This window comes from Litchfieldia sinesaloumensis (assembly GCF_900156865.1).
Taxonomy (GTDB): Bacteria; Bacillota; Bacilli; order Bacillales; family Bacillaceae_L; genus Ferdinandcohnia; species Ferdinandcohnia sinesaloumensis.
In genome coordinates, this window is the sequence record NZ_LT732529.1 from 2768283 (window position 1) to 2792736 (window position 24454).

Genomic DNA, 24454 nt, shown 5'->3' on the forward strand with positions numbered 1-24454 from the left:
ACGTTTTGAGATTAGTCAAAATCACTTCTCTAATTTAGCCTCATAAACGGCCAAGTTTGAATACGATGCTTTCATAGGTGCCATTTGTCTAATTCCTATTTTTCCCGATTCATGAATGGGACCAAATTGTTTACCATCATCTTCCCATTCTAATACTGTTAAATCGTTAATTGAGAACTGAACAATTCCTTCATATTTTACAAGTTTCAGATGATAAGGTGATTGGGCGTCCTCCACAGGAGGAAGTGGATCTGCCCCTTGAGCCACAAGATGAAAACCATGACTTTTTCTTAAATTACATGTGCGAAAGGCACGTTCATCGGGCCACTTATGTCGAAAATAAGACAGGTGTAAAGCATTTATTGAACCAGAATGATATTCAGGATATTTGCCAGTTCTTTTTGGTAGGCTAGGACTAAACAAATCCTCTCCATTAATTCCTTTAGCTGCGAAGAACATCATGCAAAGTCCTGGTTCTTGTATGGGATAGAAATCCCACTGAATCATGATTTTGTCAGGAAAGTCATTTGGACACCAAAACACCCAATGAGCATTATCACCGTGAGTCTCCGGATCCAATTCATTTTCTAATGTCAATCGCTCGTCATCAAAGCTAATCTTCGCTTGTCCTTCGAGCTTCCAATTCTCTACATCCTGTTCCTTTGACAAGGAATTATGATACAAGCATTCTCCTTGTACAAATTGTTTATGTTCCACTTTTCTATCCCCCCTTCTAGACAATCTATCAATACATTAAAACTAATAAATAATTCATTTTCCATCAACCATACTTTTTTGCCAACAAAAAAAGACGGTGTTAAACCATCTTTTTTAGCCAATTTGACTTTTTTCTTGATTAAGTTTCCTGTATTGACTAGGCGTTACGCCAATTTGTTTCTTGAAGATTCGATTAAAGTAACTTTGACGGTATCCAACTTTTTCTGCAATAAGATTTATTTGCATATCCGAATTTTGAAGCATCTCTTTTGCCTTTTCCATTCTGAGTTCTGTTAAATAATCTATAAAATTAATTCCAACTATTTGTTTAAAACTTTTACTGAGAGAATACGGGCTTGTCCCTATTTCATCTGCACAACTCTCTAATGAAATATCAAACATATAATTTTCATTAATGATCATAGTTACTTTTTCTATTACACGTTTTAATTCGATATTCATCCTGCCTTCAAGCTGGTTAATATATGGGCTAACTACCTCATCTATAAACCATTTTATGATTCTATTTTTATCAGGAATTTTCGAGAGTTCTTCATACATATTCTTTTCTTTAAATAGATCATGAGGATGAAATCCGGAATGTAAGATTTCGTGTTGAATACTACTATATAATTGAATGGCACCATACTTAATATTTATCTCATTTGTTTCATTTTTTGTTAATTCCTCAATGAATTGACTGATAAGTTCTTCAACCTCATCAATTTGACCCATTCTAATTGCTTGAATAATTTCTTTCTCTTTTGTAAATGGGTATTGAAAGGCTTGTACATCCATTTTTTTATCTTCTTGTAAATCTATAATTTGATTTATATTTTCGAACATCCTAAATCTTTTTCTTTTCCTAACTTCTTCAAATAAATAAGGGATTTCTTTAATTTTTTCAGTAGAATCACTTATTGTGATGGTTACCTGCATCTTAAGAATTTGATTTACAGCTTCGGTAACTACGTTGGCAAAATGGCGTAAATCCGCTTTGATTGATGATTTTTCCGGATAAATTATCAACATCTCCACTGATAGATCAGAAACCTTTATCAAGTTATATTGTTCAAATAATTCTTGTGCTACTTCATCCATTATATTCGCCGTTACAAATGCGACTAAACTTTCATCATTTGTGGAAAGTCCATCATTTGAATCTTCCCTTACACCTGTAAGTTGGATTTCTAGTGCAATAAATGATTGATTCTGAACCTCCCATCCGTAGTTCTCCATTCTTTTCCTAAGATTATCCTCGTGATATCCGTAAAAGTAACCCTGAATTAATTGCAAGATAAAACTTTGTTTGATCTCACCAACCTGCTCAGAAAGACGGTCCCGAAGCATATTGCTTTTTTGATTTAATTTAGACCATTGTTCTTCAATCACTAAAAATTCATGTTTCTTAGATTTTTTTATTCCTTCGGCTTCTTCACCTAATAATTTTTTAAGCAGACCATTTATTGGTGAATAAATTCTGTTTGATGCAAACCAAGACATAATCAGAGCAAGTACTAAAGCGGATGCACTTATGATAAGAATTAATCTTGAAGTAAATACTAAAGGTGCTGTAATAGATGTAATTGGTGCAGCAGACACATATGTCCATTGAGAATCGATCCTCTTAAAATGACCGTAAGAAATTGAGTACATTTTATTATCATATTTAAATTGAAATGTACCTTTATTTTCGTCTTGATTAACAATTTCCTCTTTTAACTCATCAATAATAGAAGGGTCATTTGTACTGTTAGAAGAAAGTAAGATTTGATTCTTTTCATTTAGGATAAATGTTGCACCCTTTTCATAGGGTGTTAGCGTTTTTAATAGCTCAACTGCTTTATTCTTATTTATTTCTGTAATTATATATCCAAAAGGATCTTTACTTGTTACTGGGATATTTTGAACAAAAGCTAGGGTTGAAGCACTTTTTCTGTTAGCCTGTGGGTTTTGATAAACTTCCCAACTCATATTTTCATTATTTTCTAATAACTCAAGATAGACTTCGTTTATTTCGTTACTTAAAACATTATAACCGCTATTTATTACGATCGGCTTCTCTAAATTAACATATAGTTCAACTTCCTTAATCAATGGATGACTACCTTGTTGGAGTAAAAGGGTTTTTGAAATATCATTTGTTTCTTTAAACTGTCTTACAAAGTCTAATTGTTTCAATGATTCCCCAAAACGGGATTCAAATGCCAAGCGAGAGGTGGAGTATTCAATATCACTAAAAACTTCATCAATATTTTGAGCTCTTTCATTGATTTGACTATTATGCTGCTGCATTAGTTGTTCTTCTACTTGTCCTATCGCAAACAAGTAAATTCCTAAGCCTGTTATTAATCCTGGGATACTGGCAATAAATAAGATCAGAATAAAACTATTACGGTGATAGGTTCCTTTCCAGTTAAATCGCAGGAGTTTTGCACCCATTTTTTTCTCTTTCACATAAAATCCCCCCAACTCTAGCAATCTCTCTTTTGTATTATTACTTATTATGTCATAAATTATCGAAAAATTGAATGCGCTTTAATAACTAATATTAAAAATTTTTTATCTATTCAGCAATAAAAAAAAGACAAATTGCAATGGTCTTCCCTGCAACTTGTCCTTTTTATTAAATAGACGATAATATTAGCCTTTTACTGAACCTAATAGCATCCCTTTTGCAAAATGTTTCTGAAGGAAAGGATACACAATTAGTATTGGTATAGTTGCCACAACTACAACAGCCAACTTTAATGATTGATCTGGTGGTTCAACATAATCTCCACCCATTGAAGTAGGATCCCCAATAGCAGATTGGGAAAGCATGATAATTTGTTGAAGTAATAGCTGGACTGGCCATTTAGCACTATCATTTAAGTATAATAATGCACTAAAGAAGTCATTCCAAATTGCCACTGCATAGAAGAGGGCAAATGTTGCAATAACAGGCTTAGATAGCGGCAACATTATTCTCCAAAAGATCCCGAACTCAGTACACCCATCCATTTTTGCTGCCTCTTCTAGTTCAAAAGGGATGTTTTGGAAAAATGTTTTAATAATGATTAAGTTAAATGGATTTATAGCGATTGGCAAGATTAGCGCCCAATAGGAATCTAATAAACCAAGAGATTTAATCACTAAGTATGTTGGAATCATTCCTCCACTAAATAACATGGAGAAAATAATAAGATTCATAATTACACTGCGTCCCATTAAGTTCTTTCTTGACAATGGATATGCCATTGAGAGTGTAAAGAATAAGCAAACAATTGTCCCAACTACTGTTGTGCCGACCGAAACTAGTATACTTCTAACAAAGGTATTCGTAGAAAAGATATACCGATAAGCTTCGAGTGAAAATGTTTCAGGAAAAATAAAAAAACTTCTTCTTGACAATTCAGCCTCTGTTGCAAAAGATCCTGCAATCACGTATAAAAGAGGGCACAGCATCAACAAACCTGCTATTCCTAATATTACGAAGTTAAAAACGTCAAAGACTCTCCCAGCTGGGGTATTATGCATCTTTGATAATGACATAATGACACCTCCTCAAAATTTCATATTACTAAAAGATACCTTCTTGACCAACTTTCTTAGCGAGCTTATTCGCACCTAATACAAGAATGATACCAACCACAGCTTTAAATAATCCAACTGCTGTACTATAGCTGTATGCACCTTGCGTTATTCCTATAAAATAAACGTATGTGTCAAACACATCTGCAACGCTACGGTTTAATGAGTTAGTCATTAAGTAGATTTGCTGAAATCCTGTGTCTAAAAAGTTCCCTAGTCGTAAAATAAGGAGTACTACAATTGTACTTCTAACCGCCGGTAGTGTAACATGCCATACACGCCTGAAACGTCCAGCACCGTCAACAATTGCAGCTTCATATTGTTCCTTATCGACAGCAGCTAATGCAGCTAAAAAGATAATCGTACCCCATCCGGTTTCCTTCCAAATGATTTGACCCATAATTAACGGACGAAACCAATCTGGAGAAGATAAGAAGTTAATTTCTTTACCATATATGGCTGAAACAATATCGTTAACAACACCACCACTAGTAGTAAAGAAAATGTATGTGATACTCGCAATAATAACCCAAGACATAAAATGAGGCACATATACAAAAGTTTGTACAGTTCTCTTATACCAGCTAACCCTTAATTCATTTAATAGCAAGGCCAAAATAATCGGTGCTGGAAAAAAGAAGACAAGATCTAACACCGCTAAAATAAACGTATTCCTCAGTAATCTTCCAAAGTCAGGATTTTGGAAAAAGTTTTTAAAATGTTCAACTCCAACCCACTCACTACCTAATACGCCCTTAAATGGAGAATAATCTTGGAAAGCAATAACCACACCCCACATAGGTGCATATTTAAAAATAAGGAAGTATAAAACACCTGGAATTAGTAAGAAATAAAGCCATTTATCCCTTCTTAAACGACGAAACCTAGAAATCTTTGGATTTAAATTTTCTTTTATACTCTTCGAAGGAATATTGCTATACTCTACTTCCGTGCCTTCCGTTTTTACAGTTGCCATCTTCTTCTCCCTCCTTTTTATAAAAAGTTTTTGATATATTGAATTGTTCTTAACCCAAAAGTAAACCGTTTTCATTTTTCTAACAACTATATTTTTTTGTAATCTATAAATCTTTAATCTTTATTGACGTACCAAGGCTTTTATCCTTTTTTGTTGGATTATCACTATTTTGTAATCCCTCTTTACTCGTAACCATCACTTTCCCAACACTTAAAATCTATATTATATTTCCAATAATGAAATGAATTTCTAAGAACAAGAAACACCCACACTTGAATATGGGTGTTCCTCTCAATAATTATTCTTATTTGGATATCAATGCTTTTGCTTCTTGTACAAGAACGCGTGCAACTTCCTTATCTACATGCTTTCCTGATTGCGCCTCAACATGATTAATAAAAGCAGTGTAGTTCTGATTCTCTAATTGTTGTTGAAGACTATTTGCAATCCCTTTATTATCAATCTTTCCATAGTCAGTGAATACTGTTACTAAACGTTGTAGGGGTACAGATTCGTCTTTGTGAGCAAGGTAGCCTAGGTTGTAATTATAAAGTGGACTAGTTGGTTTTATTTCCATAAAAGTTACATCTGGTAATGTACCGTCAGGTTTTCTAGGAGCTTTTAATTGTTCCATATCTAGACTTACAAAATCTTCAGCTGTAACTTCTAAACCACCATCGATTGTCCAGGAATTATTCGTCTCATTTTCAGGTGAAATATCATAGTTTGATGTTAATTGTCCGAAATAAGCAATGTTATTGTGTAAGACTTCTCTGTAGCCTGGAATGTCTTCTGGGCTTGTTGGACTAAGACGCTCTAACATATTAAAGTTAGCACCGTAGCCAGGCTTATAGGCCGTGTTATTAATCCAATCCGCTGCTTTTCCTGGTTGATGATTGGCATAAAAATTATTACCACCGTTATTAACTGCTAAATTAAATGTAACTGAATGAACAGGCATTGGATTTGGTAATCCCTCTGTTCGATAGGAATATCCACCGACCTTAAATCCATTCTTGTCACCTCTACCATCCTGATTACCATTATGGTTGAACGACCAGTTTCCATGATGAATCACTGACCCTGTTGAACTAATACTGTCAAATCCGTCATCACTGTTATTCCATGCGCGGTTGTTAATAAACGCCACATCTAGTGCATGCGCTCCAAAACCGTCTATATTACCTGCTGATGTATTAGTTGGTCCAATGTTGTCATAAGCATCGGAATTGTATACAAGGCCCGTTGCCTTTCCACCAGTAAAGTAGAATCCATTCGCTTCATTATTATATACGGCCATATTTTCAAAGTATGCTTGACCGTTAATCCTAAATGCCTCTGCTTGCTTTTGACTACCAACTTTAATTCCAGTCACGTCAAATCCAATAAAAGAGACATCAGTAACTTCTTCTCCTATATAAAACCCAGCTATACGCTGATCAGTTGGCACATCACTGAAATCAAATACAGGTCTTTCATCACCTGGATAAGCCATATAGGTAATCCCACTCTTATTAATATCATGCACAAAGTGATAAACAGATTCATGAGGATTATCGGTATTTTTATCAAATTCATACTCATTATAAATGCCGCCACGAATATAGACGGTATCCCCAAAGGTCGCTTCAGATTGCGCCTTCATTAAACTTTTAAAAGGCTCACTCTCAGTTCCAGGATTGTTATCACTACCATTTGGAGATATGTAATAACTTGTAGGACTTCCTTCAACATTCACTTCATCAGCAAAAATAGAAGTTGGCAAGAACATTGCAATCATCATAAAGCCAATAAAAATCAAACTCCCTATCTTTTTCATAAATTACTCTCCTCTCATTATTTGCTTTACCTCAAACCACCTATTTCATAAGCACTTTGTTTCGTCGGACAAAAGCATTGGCACCTCCTTCAATGAGATTCACCACACGTTTGTATGCGGTTACATATTCTTTATTTTAGTTCAAACATTCTGTAAATTCATTGTCTGATGTTATCCAATTTTCCTTCAAAATTATCTGAGAGTATTGTGTAATAAAACAGGCCGAAATCCATTAGGAGTTTCGACCCATCTTCTTGAAGTACTATTTTCCTATACCTATAGAAACCCCTAACTCATGTAAGATAATAAATGATTACATGAAATTCCTTCAAAATTATCTGAGCGTCCAAAAAAATAAAACTTGGCTACCCCAAGTCAAGGCAAGCCAAGTCCGTCTATCCCACTTATTAATCCAAATAAAACACTTGCTTTAATTCTTTTGAAACGGGACTGTTGTCAGGATTGGTTTCCATAATATCCTTCATATATGCCCACCATCTTTGACAAACCTCTGTTTGAGACATTGCATCCCACATCTCTTCACTCTCAATTTCAACATACGCAAAAAGTGTATTGGATTCCTCGTCTAGAAAAATCGAATAATGATGTGCCCCATGATTTTTTAATTCCTTCTCCATTTCTGGCCAGAGTTCATCATGGCGTTTTTTATACTCATCATGATACCCTTCAAATACTTTCATAACGGAAGCTTTTCGGATCATTTTCCCATTTCCCCTTTCACTAATCATTAAATTTAATCACTTTGTATTCGAAGCCTTCAACTTCAACCATACCTTGTGGTACCAAAGTGTCGGTTAACATATCAATTCCTTCTCTTGGTAAGGTTACACGTCCACCATTTCCGTCCATATTGACAATAAACCATACTGTGAAACCAGCCCCGCTTCTTGGCGCTACGATTGTTCCTTTGGTTACGTCTGTTCTAAGGGTTACATCCGCTTGACTACAATAGTGGTCGATCAAATTCTTTAGTAGAGCATCTCCTTCATCCCCTACAGGCATTGAGCCAAGCATGACAATCTTGCCAGTTTCAACTTTTTGTTCTGTAATAAATGATTTCCCTTTGGATAAACCTGCCTCAATCGTTCCAATCGCAGTTTCCTGATTGTATTCAAAAACTGAACTCCACATTCCTAATGGAGCTGAAACACCAAATGCATTCCCAATTGTATTTGTACCATCCATCGGATACGTAAAGAGCACTTCAGCACCGGCTAATTCCTCAAGCTTTCCTAGTGCCCGATCCGTATGAATCGTATGCTCCTTCGTACGTCCTCCAGTGAGCGGACCCGCAATCCATATACCTCCATTTTCAACGAACTCTTTTGCTTTAGCGAGGTAATCATCCGATATATAATGAATAAATGGAGTAAATAATACTTTATATCCGTCTAGGCTCGATCCTTCTGGGATAACATCTCGGTGGATTCCCATATGTAAAATCCGTTCGTAAAACGCTGTAACTAAACCACGGTGATTCAGTTTACGATGTGGCTCTGTTTTTAAGAAGGCTTTTGCTCGGTCAGAATAAGTAATCGCGACCTCTGCTTGGGACGGCCTTGTTGAAAGAATAATAGGTTCTATATCTTTTCTCATTTCTTCAACTTTTAACACATTCTCATAGCCAATTGTCGGTTTACCCCACGCACTAATTACGGAGCCATGAGGCTGCTCACAGCCTGCTCTCTGCTGTCTCCATAACCAATAACAGAACGCTTCAGCACCTAAAGCATAGGCAGCAACCGCTTCAGATCTTAAATATCCATCTGGATGTGGATTTCCATTGCTAACTAACGAAGCAGCATGTGATGGAGACGTTTCCATAATCCAAAAGTCCTTACCCTTTTTAAAGTTTCGATACAAATCGCTGTTAATTAAGTAAGCTGGATAATTACCAATTGAGGCATATGTGTCAAATGCTGCAAAATCAAGATTCTCAAATAATCTTTCATTATCAACACTAAATGCCATACTGCTATTATGAGTAATAGGTTCACTTGAATATTTTCTGATGATTTCAGCTTGTTCATCTGAAAACTCAGCGATTTTCTCCATTGAGAAAAGTTGATACATGGTACTTAATGATGAGTTGTGTAAAAATGGCGCAGGTCCAGGTTGTGGCACCTGATCAAAGCTTAGGTAAGCTTCACTCCAAATGTCAGCCCCCCATGCATCATTTAATTTTTCAATCGTTTCATAACGCTGCTCTAACCATTGATGCCATAGATGCTTACATGTTTCACACATACATTCACTTACGTGAGCTTTGAATTCATTATCAATTTGCCAACCTATTAGCCCAGGTAATTTGCCAACTGCCTTTGCAATGTGTTCAGTAATGATTGCAGCCCGTTCTCTAAAATAGGAATTGTTCGTACACGGATGTTGTCTTGAACCATGCCCCATTATTGTCCCATTATGATCGACATACATCCGTTCAGGATGACCATCACTATACCAAATAGGAGGTGTAGGTGTCGGCGTACACATAACCGTTTCAATTCCATTTTCATAAAGTTTATTTATGATATTCACAAAAAAGCTACTATCAATTTTTCCTTCTTCAGGCTCCAGTGTTGACCATGCAAATTCACCAATTCGGACAACATTTATACCAGTTTCTTTCATTAACTTAATATCCTGCTCTATGACTTCTTCATTCCATAGTTCAGGATAATAGGCCGCTCCATGGTATAATTTTTTCCCCATTAGCTATCCACCTCAACTCTATTTTTCAACTCATATATGCTAGGAGCAGGTGGTTTTTCCATCCCATGTCCTAAATAAAAGCTCGTATGTGGTGGTTGATTATAGGCGACATTTTGCCATGCAACACCTAATCGATATACCGGGTCATGCATCAGTGTGAAAATACGATGCTCCGTTAAATCGGTAGTTGTATAGATTCGAAGTGCAGTACTATCCTCCGTACGCCAAATAACTTCCTCTCGCCAGTCACCAAACAGATCAGCCTGTAAACAAGGGTTTCCTTTGGTTCCATTGTTTGAACGGGTTCCTTCAGCTGTTAAAAGATTGATTAGTTTTCCATTTTCATAGTCCCATTTTTCTATCTTGCCTGTCCCAATTCCAGATTCAAAATCATAGTCATGGTCAAGTAGCTCTCTAAGCAAATCTCCGTCCCACCAGATAGCAAAATTAAATGATTGTGGGTTCGTATCTGAAATCTTCTCCCCCGAACTGCTATATAATCCAGCACCGCCTGTTTTCCAATGAGTCGACGACCATAATTCAGCACCATCATAACGAGGGTCAATATCCGCAGCCATTCCTCTACCAACATCTTCTACCGATGGAATACTCCATAGAATTTCGCCTGTCGCTGCATCACGTATTTCTGTTCCGTCTTTCTGTGGAGTTTCATGTACTTGGAAAATTTCTAGTCCTGGTCTATTTGGATTTAAGTTACCAACATGCATCGCATCTCCATGTCCTAGTCCTGTTGTATACAATCCTTTGCCATCGTGATCAATCACACATGCTCCATAAATTATTTCATCTTTTCCATCCTGGTCAACGTCAGCAACACTTACACTATGATTTCCTTGACCAGAGTACCCTTCATTACCTGGTTCGAGACTATCAAACTTCCATAATTTTGTTAACTCACCATCTCTCCAGTTGTACGCCACGAGAACAGCTCTTGTGTAATAGCCACGGCACATAACAATACTTGGTCTAACACCATCAAGGTAGGCTACACATGCAAGAAAACGGTCAACTCGGTTTCCTTCATCATCTCCCCAATCAGATCCCTTTCCTCTTGGTGGGTCATAGTCTGTTGTGACAAGTGCTTTTCCGGTTGCACCTTCAAAAACGGTTAAATACTCCGGTCCTTCTAGAATAAAACCATCTGTGTTACGAAAATCAGCATCAGCATCCCCAATCACTTCTCCAATCCCATCGATGGTTCCATCACCTGTTTTACAGACCACTTCTGCTTTTCCATCCCCATCAAAGTCATATACTAAAAATTGGGTATAGTGGGCACCTGCTCGAATATTTTTCCCCAGATCGATTCTCCAAAGTTGAGAACCATCTAACTTATAGGCATCTAAATAGACATTACCTGTATACCCTTTATGTGCATTGTCATGTGAATTCGATGGATCCCATTTTAAAATAATTTCATATTCGCCATCACCATCAACATCCCCAACGCTTGCATCATTAGCATGATATGTATACTGAACACCGTCTGGGCTTGTTCCACCTTCTGGTTTGTTCAAAGGAACTGTTAAATAATTTGTATCCCAGACCTCAACAGTCTCTGATGGAGACTGTTCCTCGTTCTTCAGGACTCCACATACATAATAGCTGGATTGTGAGTCTCCATCTGTATCTAAATAGTTTGCAGCCGTAATAGGGGTAGTGTTTACCTTTTGTCCATCACGGTATAGATTAAAGGTAAGTTCTTGTTCAAATTCCGTTCCTAGCAATCGCCAGCCTATATAAACGCCTTTAGCAACTTTAACGGCAACCAGGCCACGTTTAAGACTCTCCATCTGTCGCTTTTCACGTTCTTGCGTCTTGTTACTCATAATTACTGCCTCCTGATATAAATTTCTGTAATTGGTTCTTAATTTACAAAAATCCCCCTTATAGTAATCGCTTAATTTGATTTAGCATGTTTACCATAATGAGGGATGTTTGGTTTACTCTACACTTTTAACCATTTGTGCTTTTATGATTGTTCATATTTCGAAGTTAAAAAGGTGATGCTGTCATCTATATAGGGCTCTTTTGTTTCTTCCATAAGAATATTAATAAAAGGTTTTTTCTCTTTTATATATTTCAGGACTAAGTCATAGTTTAATAATCCCTGACCCACAGCTACAGGTTTTAAGGTATTGCCCTCAACGATAAAGTCCTTGGCATGAAGGATGACAATTCTGTCTCCTAATAAATCGAACGCTTCTTTGATAATTTCATCCTGATTTTTATAAGTATCAATGGTCAGTAAGTTTACTGGGTCTAGGATGACTTGAAGATTATTGGAGTCAACACTGTCTAATAATCGTTTCATGGCCTTTGGTGAATATATAGGATGATTGACGCCTGCCTCAACACCAACAATAACTCCAAACTTTTCAGCCTCTTCTACTAGTTCACGCACACTTTCGACTACCTCTAAAAATGGCGCTTCTTTAAAATTTTCCTTTGTATAAACAATCTCAGCATTTACGTTGCCCGTTTCCGTTCCAACGACACTGCATCCAAAGTCTCGGGCAAATCGAATATGTTCTTTAAATCGGTCGAGACTTTTTCTTCTTTCTGCTTGATCTGGATGAATCATATTTATATAACAACCTAAGACAGCAATTTGGATTTGATGCTTACTAAATTCACTTCCAACATAATGAGCTAAACCTGGACTTAAACTGCCTAAATCAGTGTTGATATAATCAAGGGATTTCCCTAATGCTAGTTGAACAGATGTCAGTCCCTTGCTCGCAATTTCCTCTACTAACGCCTCTAATGGTCGTTTCTCCACATCATGTGCCCGAATTCCCAAGTTTATGTTCATTACATTCGCCTTCCTTAATCAATTTTGCATTTCTTAAATTCTATAATATAAGTACTCTACTAGAGCTAGGATAGCCATTGATTGGCCATATGGCATACCTGTTACTGGGATTTCCTTATAAAAATCGAGCGTTTCGCCCATAGCTGTTCCAGCAGAAACTTGCTGCAATTCGCCTGTTTCATCAATATTGTCAATAACGGCTTGAATGGCTTTAAAGCCCATATCTAGGTATTTCTTGTCTACATAGCGCTTCCGTGCAGCCTTTAGTGTTCCAAACGCAAAACCTGCCGTACAAGATCCTTCCACATAGGATGTAGGATCTAATAACAACGTATGCCATAAACCGTTTTCATTTTGGCATTTCTCTAATGCTTCAAGTTGTCGTTCTAATGTATCAATTAACGTTTGGCGAATAGCGTCACCTTCAGGTAAATCAATCAAATCTAAGAACTCTGGAATCGCAATTGTAACCCATGAGTTTCCACGACCCCATAACGCTTCCGCAAAGTTATGATTTCCTTCAAAGCTCCAACCATGGAACCATAACCCTGTTTTCTTATCAAATAAATATTTGATATGGATAAGAAATTGTTTTTTTGCTTCCTCTATGTATTCAGGTTTATCTAATAAAAGGCCAATTTTGGTTAATGGTAAGACACTCATCATTAACGTATCATCCCATAATTGCTGATAATTCTCAGAACCGAAAACAATATGTTGGAAGCCTCCATCTTTCGTTCTTGGCATATCGTGATAGAGCCAATCACCCCATGTTTCTAAGTAAGGGAGATAGGTTGGGTCCTTTGTTTCTTCATATAAATAAGCAAGCGTTAACATTTGAACCATCGTGTTCACATTTTTCTCAACAGCTGGCTCTTTAAACTGGTCATCAAACCATTTGATAATGATGTTTAATACCTTTTCACTTTTTGTTAGCTTGTAGTATTTCATCATTCCATAAAGTCCAACACCCGCTGTCCATTCCCAGTAATTAAAGCTTTTATTATCGATTTTTCTTCCATCTGCTAAAGGGATGGCATATTTCCCATCAGGATCATTTAGATTCACTAGGTTTTCAATGACTAACTCAATTTTCTGTTCGATTTCATGTCTATGCATATTAAAGTCCCCCTATCAGAACATCATTGCTTGAACTTCTTATAAATTTTGATATTTGTAGATCACTCGCTTTTATTTCTTCTGCTAGTATGCGAGCAATTTGATTAGCACCTTTTTTGGTAAAATGGGTGAAATCCGTTTCATTTACCGACACCATAAAAAGAGTCAGTGCCTCTTCATACCCAATTGATTGATAGTATTCTAGACTTTTATCCATTAAATCAATAAGTGGAACCTGCTCTTCTTCCGCAACTTCCTTCATTGCCCTGCAATAATCCTCGAAGTCATTTATAAATTTATCGTTCTCAAAATGTAACCTTGCTACTGGTGTAATTAGAACTGATTGGGCACCACATTCATTCGCAGCATTTACATACATTTTTAAATACTGTTTATAGGTTGAGAACGGTTCTGTGTACCTTTCAGGTTTACTTTTTGTTGAGTCATTATGACCCATTTGGATAAACAAGTAATCCTGTTGCGATAATTCGTTTACAATCGTATCCAATCTTCCTTCTTCTATAAACGTCTTAGAACTTCTGCCACCTATCGCATGGTTCTCCACCTGCACTTCATCTGTAAAATATTTTTGAAGAAACTCTCCCCACCCTCCTTGGTGCGGATCGTCATATTTTTGAACAGTAGAATCTGAAGCTAGGAAAACTTTTATCTTTTCGTGACTCATAAAAATCCTTCCCTTCTATTCTTCCTTCATTTTGTTTCTATACAGTAATGGTATCGCAGGTGATAGTTAATAGCCATTATACTTTTTTGTTATCATCCATCTTTGATTTGTACTTTTTTGTCTGGTTATCCATTTTTTGAAGAGTGCTTGGTATAACAAGCACTCTAGACGAATTAGTTATTACGATACTTCAATCGAATCACATTCCAGGATAGCTTTGGAAGCGAGGCTTCTACTACCCCTTCTGTCACTTTAGCATCCCCACCCTTATGTGGTTGGACATTATTTCTATTTATTTTGTTAGTTGCTTTTATATCATTGTTTTCTAGAATAATATGTTCAACTACTTCATATCCTACAAAACTTTTAATACTACACTCAAGTAAAAGTGAGTCAGTTTCATGTCGATTAACAGCAAAAATGGTGATGGACTCATTTTCTTCATCATAGACAGCAGTGGATTCTAGATAAGGAACATCGGTAAAATCCTTACTATCATACTTTGGTGAGTGAATAATAGGATTTAGCGCTATTCCTCTTCCATAAACGGATGCATGCATATACGGATAAAAGATAGTTTGCTTCCATGCATCTCCACCTTTTTCAGTCATAATCGGAGCAATCACATTTACTAATTGAGCCAAGCAGGCAATTTTCACACGGTCAGAATGTTTAAGTAGAGTAATCAGCATACATCCGACTAATAACGCATCCTCGAAGTTATAAATATCTTCAAGTAATGGAGGTGCTTCCGTCCACGGTGTTACCTTTTTATCCGCGTCATGTGAGTGATACCACACATTCCATTCATCAAATGTTAAGTACATCGTTTTCTTACTACGTTTTTTCGCTTTCACATAATCACTAGTTGCAATAACTGTTTTAATAAAATCATCCATGTCTAATGACTTTGCCAAAAAGTTAGGTAGATTGTTTTCTACATTTGCATAATAGGTATGAAGTGAAATATAATCCACATGGTCATATGTATGTTCTAGGACTGTTGCTTCCCATTGTGGGAAGGTCGGCATATTCCGATTGGAGCTTCCACATGCGACTAATTCAATCGTAGGATCCACCCATTTCATAACCTTTGCTGCTTCGACGGCAATCCTTCCATATTCCTCAGCGGTTTTATGGCCAATTTGCCATGGACCATCCATTTCATTTCCTAAACACCATGTTTTAATTTTGTGTGGCTCTTTATATCCATGGGAAATGCGTAAATCACTCCAATATGAACCAGATGGATGATTGCAGTATTCTACTAAATTACGGGCAGCATCAATTCCTCGTGTCCCTAAATTAACCGCCATATTTACTTCGGCATTTACCTTGTTAGCCCATTGCATAAATTCATTTGTTCCAATTATATTTGACTCCGTTGTTCTCCAAGCTAAATCTAATCGTTTAGGCCTTTCATCTACAGGTCCAACACCATCTTCCCAGTTATAACCTGAAACAAAGTTCCCACCAGGATACCTTACTAAAGGCACTTGAAGTTCCTTCACAAGATTAATGACGTCTTTACGAAACCCCATTTCATCAGCCAAAGGGTGGTCAGGCTCATAAATACCCTCATACACCGCTCGACCCAAATGTTCAACAAAAGACCCATAGATTCGTTCATCAACTTTACCAATTTGGAAGTCTTTATCCAAAATCATTTTTGCTTTGATGTAAGACATGTTCTTTCCTCCAATTCTTCCTTAAAAAATAGGATAGAAAGCTAGCAATAGTTTGCTAGCTCCCTTTTTATTACTTATTCACGATTGAGTTTTCTTCTTGAATTAAACAAAATTAACAACACACCAGCAGCGAGAATAACAGATCCAATCATCAAATAGTTATAGAGACTGGTTGCGGTTTGAGGAAGTTTTTCACCAGATTCTTTTTGTCCATTATCTCCATCTTCTTCGTTAGATGGAGATTCTTGTTTTTCATCATCTGGATTTGTACTATCTTCTTCATCTGTGCCATCTTTATTCCCTGGCTCTTCTGGAGTAGGAGTAGGAGTCGGGTTCTCTCCATCACCTTTTCCTGGTTCTTCTGGTGTTGGCTCCTCCACTTTATTTGTATAAAGAACATTTGGTGCTTCTAATTCACCAGCAAGTACTTTATCCCTGATATCTTCACCTAGATAGAAACCGATATGTGGAGGCTGATTGTATGCAACATTCTGCCATGCAACTGCGTTTCTATATACTGCATCATGCATCAAAGTATATAGTCTATAATCAGTTGGAATTGTTGTACTAAATACTCTCACTTCTGAACTGTCTTCAGATGGTAATAAAACCTCTTCACGCCAGTCACCGATAATATCTGCTTGTAATGTTGGCGTTGCCTTTGTACCATTATTACTCACAACACCTTCAAATGCTTGAACAAGTTCTGCTTTACCAGTTTCCTCGTTGTATTTTGTAATACTCGTGTCATCAAGTAATTCCTGAAGTAGGTCACCATCCCAATAAAGAGCGAAGTTCACAGAAAGTCCCGCATTTCTAAAGCTATCGGCGACAACATTACCTTGGACATTGTATATGCCACCACCAGTTTCAGCATTAGAACCACCTGTTCCCCAGAATTCATAACCTGGGCTTGATGTAATATTTGCAGCAACTCCACGCCCCGCATCAACTGAGGCGTAATAAGACATTAACGTTTCACCTGTTGCCCCATCATGTAACTCTACTGAAGCAACGGCCGGTACCTCATGGACACCAAAGACATGGAGGCCTTCGCGATCAGGATCAAATGCACCAACATGAAGAGCATCACCATGTGATCCTTGTTCACGTTGCATTTCTCCATCCATCGCATAAAGAATTGAACCATCATGATCAAGAGTTAATGAACCTGCAACAATCTCATCAAAGCCATCATTATCAACATCTCCTGTTGCTAAACTATGATAGCCTAAGCTTGCACCTCTACCCTCTTCATCTGAATCAAATGTCCACTCTTGAACAAGCTTACCATCTACTAAACTATAAGCGACAAATGTTGTACGCTCATAATAACCCCTGCCATAGATTGCACTAGGCTTTTTACCATCTAGATAAGCCAATCCTGCTAAGAAACGATCAGAACGGTTATACCAAGTATCTCCCCATGAAACACCTTGGTCACCTTTTACTTTTTCAACAGGGAACACGTAGTCAACTGTATCAATTACTTCACCTGTCTCACCATTGAATACTGAAATATATTCCGGACCACCAGTAACATGACCTGCTTCGTTGAGATATTTACCATTGTCCTCTGCGTTTCCAATTACGCTAATTACCTTATTGCTATCAAATTTCCCATCTGTTGTGCCATAAGAAGTTGTTGCATCTGCTGTTTTAATAAGGAATTCACTTTTTCCATTCCCATCAAAATCAGCGACAATGAATTGATGATAATGGGCACCAGAAGTAAGGTTAAGTCCCATATTGATACGCCATAAAAGGGTTCCATCCAATTTATAGGCATCAAAAATCGTCGGACCAGTCATACCTGATTGTGAACTATCAATCGCATTTGTTGGATACCATTTAACGATTAGTTCATACTCGCCATCACCATCTAAATCTCCTACACTTGAGTCATTGACCGTATAGGTATAGTCACCTGTAGCAGTTGTTCCACCTTCAGGCTTCTGCATAGGAATGGAAAGATAATCTGTCCCCAAAGCTTTTACTTCGTTATTTTCAGTAGATTCACCGTTTACTAGTGTTTCTACTTGATAGGTGTCTCCTTCTTTACCATCCTTATCTAGATAGTTTGTAACATCTAATGGTTCTTCATTTAACTTTACGTCGTTACGATAAAGATTGAATTTCACGTCTTTACTATACTCATCTGCTAGCAATCGCCAGCTCACGAAAATTCCATCCTCAGACGAAAGTGCAATTACTCCCCTATCAAGCCACTCCGTTTGGCGTTCAGACTGAGGTGGTGTCAGGCGATTATAGACATATATTTTCGCCTTTTTGTTAAAGCTCTTGTCTACACCATCTTTTTGTGCAAAAGTTCCTTCAAACTGATAAACCCCTGGCTCACTAGGGTTCCACTTTTTCCCGACTTCTTTCCATTCATTTATTTCCACATCTACCTTACTATTATCTGCCAGAGTAACAGGTACTGTTTCAGGTAGACCAATAGATTTTACATCTTTGGTTGTTTCATTGACATACACACGATGATATGGCAATTTTTCGACTAGATAAAGTGTGTCATCGGTAACAGGTACACTATAAACACCAAAGTTATCAAGGTACGTAGTCCATGAATGATTATTTCCAGAGGTACGAATACCAACCAATTTAACAGATGCTATCGAACCATCAAAAGATGCACCTTCTAGGGAAGAACTATCATCAACGATAACCTCTCCTGATTGATCAGTTATTTTAATGGTTGCTTCATTGCTACTTTGATTAAAATTAATCTCGAAACCATACCAAGCTTCTGGGTTTGTAATTGCTGTGTTAACCGGTGCTTGTCCCCTAGCAAAAAAGGTTAATGGTTCATTATTGGTATTGTTTAGGGTAAAGACTGTATTGTTTGAGCTATCAATGATTCTTAATTCGGCACCATTCTCATAAAGTCTGTCGCCTTTATCATTGTTCTTCCCAGGATACCAGTCGAATTTCAAGAGAATATCTTTACCTTTTACTGCTGTTTCAAAATTCTTAGTTGCCACACGACCACCTGATTGATTTTCAATACTGAATTGTAATTTTGGTGTATCGTTACCTAGAATATCTTCCCTATTAATTGAAAGAGTAGCTGCGGCTGTGGTGAAGCCCCAGTTAGGAGGGACTACTTCAACAGTATCGCCAAAGTCACTGTAGTCTACGGATGTATATCCTTCTACTTCAGGTATTTCACTTCCTTCAGTAACAATTACGGTAATCTCTGCCTCAATACCATTTTCATTTGCCACATTTGGAATATCTTCAATATCTAAGGATCCAGTAAACGTATAAGTCCCTACTTGACTTAGGTCATAGTCAACACTGTCCCAGCTTACATTGACACCCAGTACAACACCTTTTTCTAGTTTTACATCAAGAATAGCAGGGAAAAAGGAAACTACATCTTCCTTTGCAACTCCTTTAGGAATGTTCAATTGCTGATTATAATCCGTTACAATTGAAGTAATGTTTTGAGCTTTTTGGGGTGGTGCTGGTACACCTGATCCATAGATTGCTAGATTATCTAATCCAGTTGTGAAGTTCAGCGTATTTCCACTCGCTCGATTACCATTCACAGCCATTTTAGCTAAACTATTTACGTAGTTAATTGAACTAAAAGCAATATCAGTAACTTCAAAGCTCTTGGTCTCATCGTTTTTATTATGAATCTCTAATGAGATGTTTTCATTTATAAAATCAAATAAAACCTCAACAGATAACCAGCTACCATCAGTGCTAACGCCTGTTATAGACTGGGCATCTGATAATTCTGTACCAGACTTTCCAATGTCGTATTTGATATCTCCGTTACTTCCGCCTGCCTTTATCAGACGGAAAATAGGATTGTTACTAGCATCACTGAATAATATTTCACTTGAATTTGCATCAGTTGTAACTTCTCCCGGCTTCCAATCAAAGCTAAATAGTACCTCTGAATCAGTAGTAGCTGCATCAAATTTTTTCTCAATGGAACGACTGCCATTACCATTACCGGCAAGTTGTAAAAATGGATTACCATCAGAATCTGCTTCAACTTTGGCAGCTGCTCCATCACCTGGTACAAACCCAAATGTATCCCCATCTTCAAAATCAGTTTCAGTTAATAAATTGTATTCTTTCGGTTCTACTGTCTTCGTTTCTGCACCTAGTGCAAAGGACAAGTTTGAAAAGAACATAACAAGTGCAATTAAAACAACAAATATTCTTCTTTTAGCCTTTTTGTTCCTCACTATTGGTTTCACTCCCCCTACGTTTTCACCAAGGTTAGATGTAGATTACGTAGCAGCAGGTCTCCCTCGATTCAAATTCAACCATTTACTTACTGAATATTTCCGTATAGGTATTTACAATGATGTAAGCCACGTGACAAGTGGATCGAAACAATAATAGCTTGATCACCTCACAACTATAAATATTTGAACATGACCAACAGTATTTCTGATAACGTTTACATTTTTATGACAGAAACGAACTAGACAATGTTTGGTCACCTCATCTAAAATCGTAACATCACTGATAATACAAGTAAATTGTACTTTTTTGCTGCCCCAAACCCTTATAGGTTAAGGACTTGGCGCATGATAGTACTTTTTATCATAATTTTCACATTATTGAGTAACGAGTCTTTATTGGAATATTGAGCTTTCTTAGGTTTTTAATACCGATATTAGCAGGACTTTTATCACAGTTGTACAAAATGCATTTTTGTTGCTGATGCACTAGCATAAATACATGCGCATTTTTTATTTGCACATGGTTTTGACGTTACTTTACGTTAGAAACGATGCGCATATGGATAAACTTTACAAATATTGTTGCTTTTTGAGTTAATTCTTCCTTTACTTGGAACTTGCGCATGATTTCTTACTGCCTATCTCTATAAAAGCATGCGCATTCTTTATTTACGCATGCTTTAAGCGTTAATCATTGTATATTTCATTCGCACATGGAAAATTATTGAAATTTTAGCTCTCTATTATATAAATTGAAAAAGCCTGAGGGTCGGTTCCCTCAAGCTGAATTTCACCACGTTTTCAAAATCAAAATCAAGTCGTATTCAATATCCTCTGCAAAAACTGCTTCGTCCGCTCTTCTTTCGGATTTTTAAGTACCTCTTGTGGGGTACCTTGTTCAACCACATAGCCCCCGTCCATAAACAGGACCTTATCCGAAATTTCACCTGCAAATTGGATCTCGTGGGTTACGATAATCATTGTCCAGTTTTCAGTGGCCAATTCTTTCATGACCTTTAACACTTCACCGATAAGTTCTGGATCTAGTGCGGATGTTGGTTCATCGAATAAGAGGAGTTCAGGCTTCAAAGCTAATGCTCTTGCTATACCCACCCGCTGTTGCTGTCCACCTGAAAGTTGGTGAGGGTACAAACCCATTTTATCCTTTAAACCGACTTTTGCTAATAACTCTTCTGCTTCGCTTCTAGCTTCTGATTTACTTCGTTTTTGAACTATGATGGGACCCTCCATCACATTTTGTAGGGCTGTTTTATGAGGAAAAAGGTTATAGGATTGAAACACCATACCCGATTTCCGGCTTAATCGAAGTATCTCCTGCTTTCTAAGCCTGTTTGCAAAATCCACAGTAAACCCATCGTCAAACTGAAAATTTCCTTTATCGGGTTGTTCTAGACCATTAAAACAACGAAGCATCGTTGTTTTACCTGAACCTGAAGGACCAATAATTGAAACAACTTCCCCTTTATTGACCTCCAAATCAATATTTTTCAACACTTCATTATTACCGAATGACTTTGCCAACCCCTTAACAGATAAGTACACTCTCTCACCCCTTTAACTAGCAACATGCCGGCTTAATTTTCGTTCCAACACTTCCTGGACGAGTGAAAGGATAAAACAAATCACCCAGTAAATGAGCGCAGCTTCCACATATAATAGTAGGAAGTCATAGGTTCGAGCGGCAATTTCCTGTGCCTTACGAAATAATTCAGCCACCAAAACCAGTGAAGCAAGTGATGTATCCTTAACCAAGCTAATAAATGAATTAGACAAGGGCGGCACAGACACTCTTGCTGCTTGAGGTAGAATAATACGCCGTAGTGCTGTCCACCTTGTCATTCCAATCGTAAATGCCGCTTCCCATTGGCCCTTTGGAATCGATAATATCGATGCACGAATAATTTCAGAAGCGTAGGCGCCCACATTTAGAATGAACGCAATTGCTGCACTTGGAAAGGGATCAATATTAATACCGATATTAGGTAGACCATAAAAGATAATAAATAATTGGACAAGCAACGGTGTTCCACGAATGGCCGATACATAAATAATGGCTGGGGCCTGAATCAGCTTTGATTTCGCTAATCGCATCATCGCCGTAATCAACGCTAGTATAAGTCCACCGATAAAAGAAATGAGCGTAAGCGGTATTGTATATTGAATTGCTCCTGAAAGCATTGAGGGAAGGGAGTTCATAAATAAATCCCATCCCTCCATATTGGCAGTAATAGAAAAAAGGAGACTACTTAGTGGAAACATCTTCACCAAACCATTCTTGTGAGATTTTCGTTAAGGTGCCATCTTCTTTCATAGCAGCTAATTGTTCATTAATGGCTTTAACTAAGTCAGAATTCCCTTTATTAAATGTAAAAGCCATTTCCGAATGGTCATCCGACTCTGCTGCAATCTTAATCTCTTCGTCACCTTGGGATTTGATATAATCCAAAACAGCAAGCTTATCATTAACGGTGGCTTCAGCACGTCCTTGCTTGATTAGCTCTATCGACTGTGCAAGTCCTTCAACACCTACGATTTCAGCTCCATTTTGTTCAGCTATGGCTCCATAATTGCTTGTCAAAGATTGTGCCGCTTTTCTGCCTTCCAAGTGTTCAAAAGCTGTTATATCATTCTCTTCCTTTGGCACAACAAGAACAGCAGACGAATACGTATAGGGTTCTGAGAACTCATAATTAGCTAAACGATCCTCATTTATCCCTACCTGGTTGGCAATTAAATCAAAACGCTTTGAATTGAGACCTGCAAACATGGAATCCCACTGTGTTTCCATAAATTCAACTTCTAGATTCATTCGCTTTGCAACTTCCTTAATCACTTCCACATCATAACCTGTTAACTTATTGTCAGCATTATGGAAGGTAAAAGGTGGATACGTACCTTCTGTACCAACGGTTAATACACCCTTTTCTTTGATTTCATCAAATAAAGAACCGGTTTGTTCATCAGTATTATTATCATTCCCTGCATTGTTATCTTGGTCATTACCGCCACAACCTGCTATTACAAAAGCTACTGTTAGCATGATTGAAAGTAGAAAAATTTGTTTTTTCATTAATACAGCCCCCTGTAAAAGTAGATACATGTTTTAATTCTTAGTAGTAGATTTCACAAGTTCACCTTTTCTCATTCATAGGGATGAATAGATAAAAAAAGAACTGTCATAATTGACAGCTCTTCTTCAACTCTATTTACTTTCTATATTTTTACCAAAGAATTCAATTTCCGTTAACGCTGGGAATGGTGATTCGTCCTCAGCCTTAATTAAATCCTTGAAGCGAACCCACTCTACCTTACGCTTTTCAATTTCAAAATACTGCCTGTCAAACATTTTTTCTAGTGCTACAATTTCCTCAGAACCATCGGAGAATTCTAGAGTAGCTTGGGTCCAATAACTATCATGCGGATAATCACTACGAAGTACGATTGCCACTTTATCAATTTCAACAACTCGACCAAAATCAATCGTGAGTGCTGCATCCTTTTGCTGATTGATTCCCCATGATTGATATGGATATGATCCATGGTCTTCATTTGCTACCATCCCATCAATTGCATTTCGAGCAAAGAATGTTGAATCATTTCGAGTTTCTACATTTGCTTCAGCATGTGGATAGGCACCACTAGCTTCCTTCTGATCATGTGGATTTAACGCAAGATTTTGGTAGGCATAGATTTCTTCAATAGTTGCATACCGAATCCAAGCATAATGCTTACTGCCAGAGAAAACTTTCGGTGAATAGGCGCGACGAAGTCTCTCACCCATTGGAACTTCGTACTTCCATTCTGTCCCTTTTATGTAGACTAATGAAGGTGCCAACGCTTCGTCTAATTGGACCATCATATACGATTGCGGTTTATCTATTGTTACTTCAATTGAATCTCCATCTTGATATTCTTCTAAAAATTCAACGTACGTAAAATCTTGCCCTTCTCTTTCCCTTTTTACGTTTCCCTTATCATCTCTTATTACTAACTTGATCATTGTTGTGTCCCCCAATCTCTTAGTATGAACCGATTCTCAACCATCTCTTTGAGCGTAACCA

Annotated in this window: 17 protein-coding genes; all 17 read right to left on the bottom strand. The window is 37.3% G+C overall.

Translation table 11 applies throughout. The annotated features are described in order from the left end of the window. Positions 1-21: 21 nt before the first annotated feature. Positions 22-717 (bottom strand): DUF1961 family protein, encoded by a 696-nt coding sequence (locus CZ490_RS13670; RefSeq protein WP_077619405.1) that lies wholly within the window; start codon positions 715-717, stop codon positions 22-24. A gap of 114 nt (positions 718-831) precedes the next feature. Beyond that, positions 832-3174, bottom strand: coding sequence for an AraC family transcriptional regulator (locus CZ490_RS13675; protein ID WP_077619406.1), 2343 nt, complete (start codon positions 3172-3174; stop codon positions 832-834). A gap of 186 nt (positions 3175-3360) precedes the next feature. Then, the gene (locus CZ490_RS13680; protein ID WP_407639811.1) at positions 3361-4254 is read right to left on the bottom strand and encodes a carbohydrate ABC transporter permease; all 894 of its coding nucleotides are present in this window, start codon (positions 4252-4254) and stop codon (positions 3361-3363) included. 25 nt (positions 4255-4279) lie between these two features. Further along, positions 4280-5266 carry an ABC transporter permease gene (locus CZ490_RS13685; protein ID WP_077619408.1) on the bottom strand — a complete coding sequence of 329 codons (987 nt, stop codon included), beginning with the start codon at positions 5264-5266 and terminating at the stop codon, positions 4280-4282. A 304-nt stretch (positions 5267-5570) separates the two neighbouring features. Then, positions 5571-7085, bottom strand: a complete 1515-nt coding sequence (locus tag CZ490_RS13690) for a right-handed parallel beta-helix repeat-containing protein (RefSeq protein ID WP_077619409.1) — start codon at positions 7083-7085, stop codon at positions 5571-5573. A 407-nt stretch (positions 7086-7492) separates the two neighbouring features. Beyond that, entirely contained in the window at positions 7493-7807 is a 315-nt protein-coding gene (rhaM, locus tag CZ490_RS13695; RefSeq protein WP_077621068.1) for an L-rhamnose mutarotase, read from the bottom strand. Positions 7808-7826: 19 nt separating this feature from the next. Then, positions 7827-9815 (bottom strand): beta-galactosidase, encoded by a 1989-nt coding sequence (locus CZ490_RS13700; protein ID WP_077619410.1) that lies wholly within the window; start codon positions 9813-9815, stop codon positions 7827-7829. Then, on the bottom strand, positions 9815-11665 hold the full coding sequence (locus tag CZ490_RS13705) for a rhamnogalacturonan lyase (RefSeq protein ID WP_077619411.1): 1851 nt from the start codon (positions 11663-11665) through the stop codon (positions 9815-9817). Before CZ490_RS13705 ends, CZ490_RS13700 begins: the two co-directional genes overlap by 1 nt. Positions 11666-11808: 143 nt before the next feature. Continuing rightward, entirely contained in the window at positions 11809-12651 is an 843-nt protein-coding gene (locus tag CZ490_RS13710) for a sugar phosphate isomerase/epimerase family protein (protein WP_077619412.1), read from the bottom strand. 33 nt (positions 12652-12684) lie between these two features. After that, positions 12685-13770: a beta-galactosidase BglB gene (gene bglB, locus CZ490_RS13715; RefSeq protein ID WP_077619413.1), complete on the bottom strand. Its 1086-nt coding sequence runs from the start codon at positions 13768-13770 to the stop codon at positions 12685-12687. Between the two features lies 1 nt (position 13771). Then, positions 13772-14455 (bottom strand): rhamnogalacturonan acetylesterase, encoded by a 684-nt coding sequence (locus CZ490_RS13720; RefSeq protein WP_077619414.1) that lies wholly within the window; start codon positions 14453-14455, stop codon positions 13772-13774. A gap of 173 nt (positions 14456-14628) precedes the next feature. After that, complete coding sequence (gene arfA / locus CZ490_RS13725) at positions 14629-16143, bottom strand: arabinosylfuranosidase ArfA (RefSeq protein ID WP_077619415.1); 1515 nt, start codon at positions 16141-16143, stop codon at positions 14629-14631. 74 nt (positions 16144-16217) lie between these two features. Continuing rightward, a complete protein-coding gene (locus CZ490_RS13730) occupies positions 16218-20369 on the bottom strand; it encodes a rhamnogalacturonan lyase family protein (RefSeq protein WP_077619416.1) in 4152 nt (1383 codons plus the stop codon). Positions 20370-21185: 816 nt separating this feature from the next. Next, the gene (locus tag CZ490_RS13735) at positions 21186-21935 is read right to left on the bottom strand and encodes an amino acid ABC transporter ATP-binding protein (RefSeq protein WP_077619417.1); all 750 of its coding nucleotides are present in this window, start codon (positions 21933-21935) and stop codon (positions 21186-21188) included. A 12-nt stretch (positions 21936-21947) separates the two neighbouring features. Next, the gene (locus tag CZ490_RS13740) at positions 21948-22652 is read right to left on the bottom strand and encodes an amino acid ABC transporter permease (protein WP_077619418.1); all 705 of its coding nucleotides are present in this window, start codon (positions 22650-22652) and stop codon (positions 21948-21950) included. Continuing rightward, a complete protein-coding gene (locus tag CZ490_RS13745; protein WP_077619419.1) occupies positions 22636-23463 on the bottom strand; it encodes an amino acid ABC transporter substrate-binding protein in 828 nt (275 codons plus the stop codon). The genes CZ490_RS13740 and CZ490_RS13745 overlap by 17 nt, the downstream gene beginning before the upstream one ends. A 132-nt stretch (positions 23464-23595) precedes the next feature. Continuing rightward, positions 23596-24393, bottom strand: coding sequence for a hypothetical protein (locus CZ490_RS13750; protein ID WP_077619420.1), 798 nt, complete (start codon positions 24391-24393; stop codon positions 23596-23598). Positions 24394-24454: the final 61 nt, after the last annotated feature.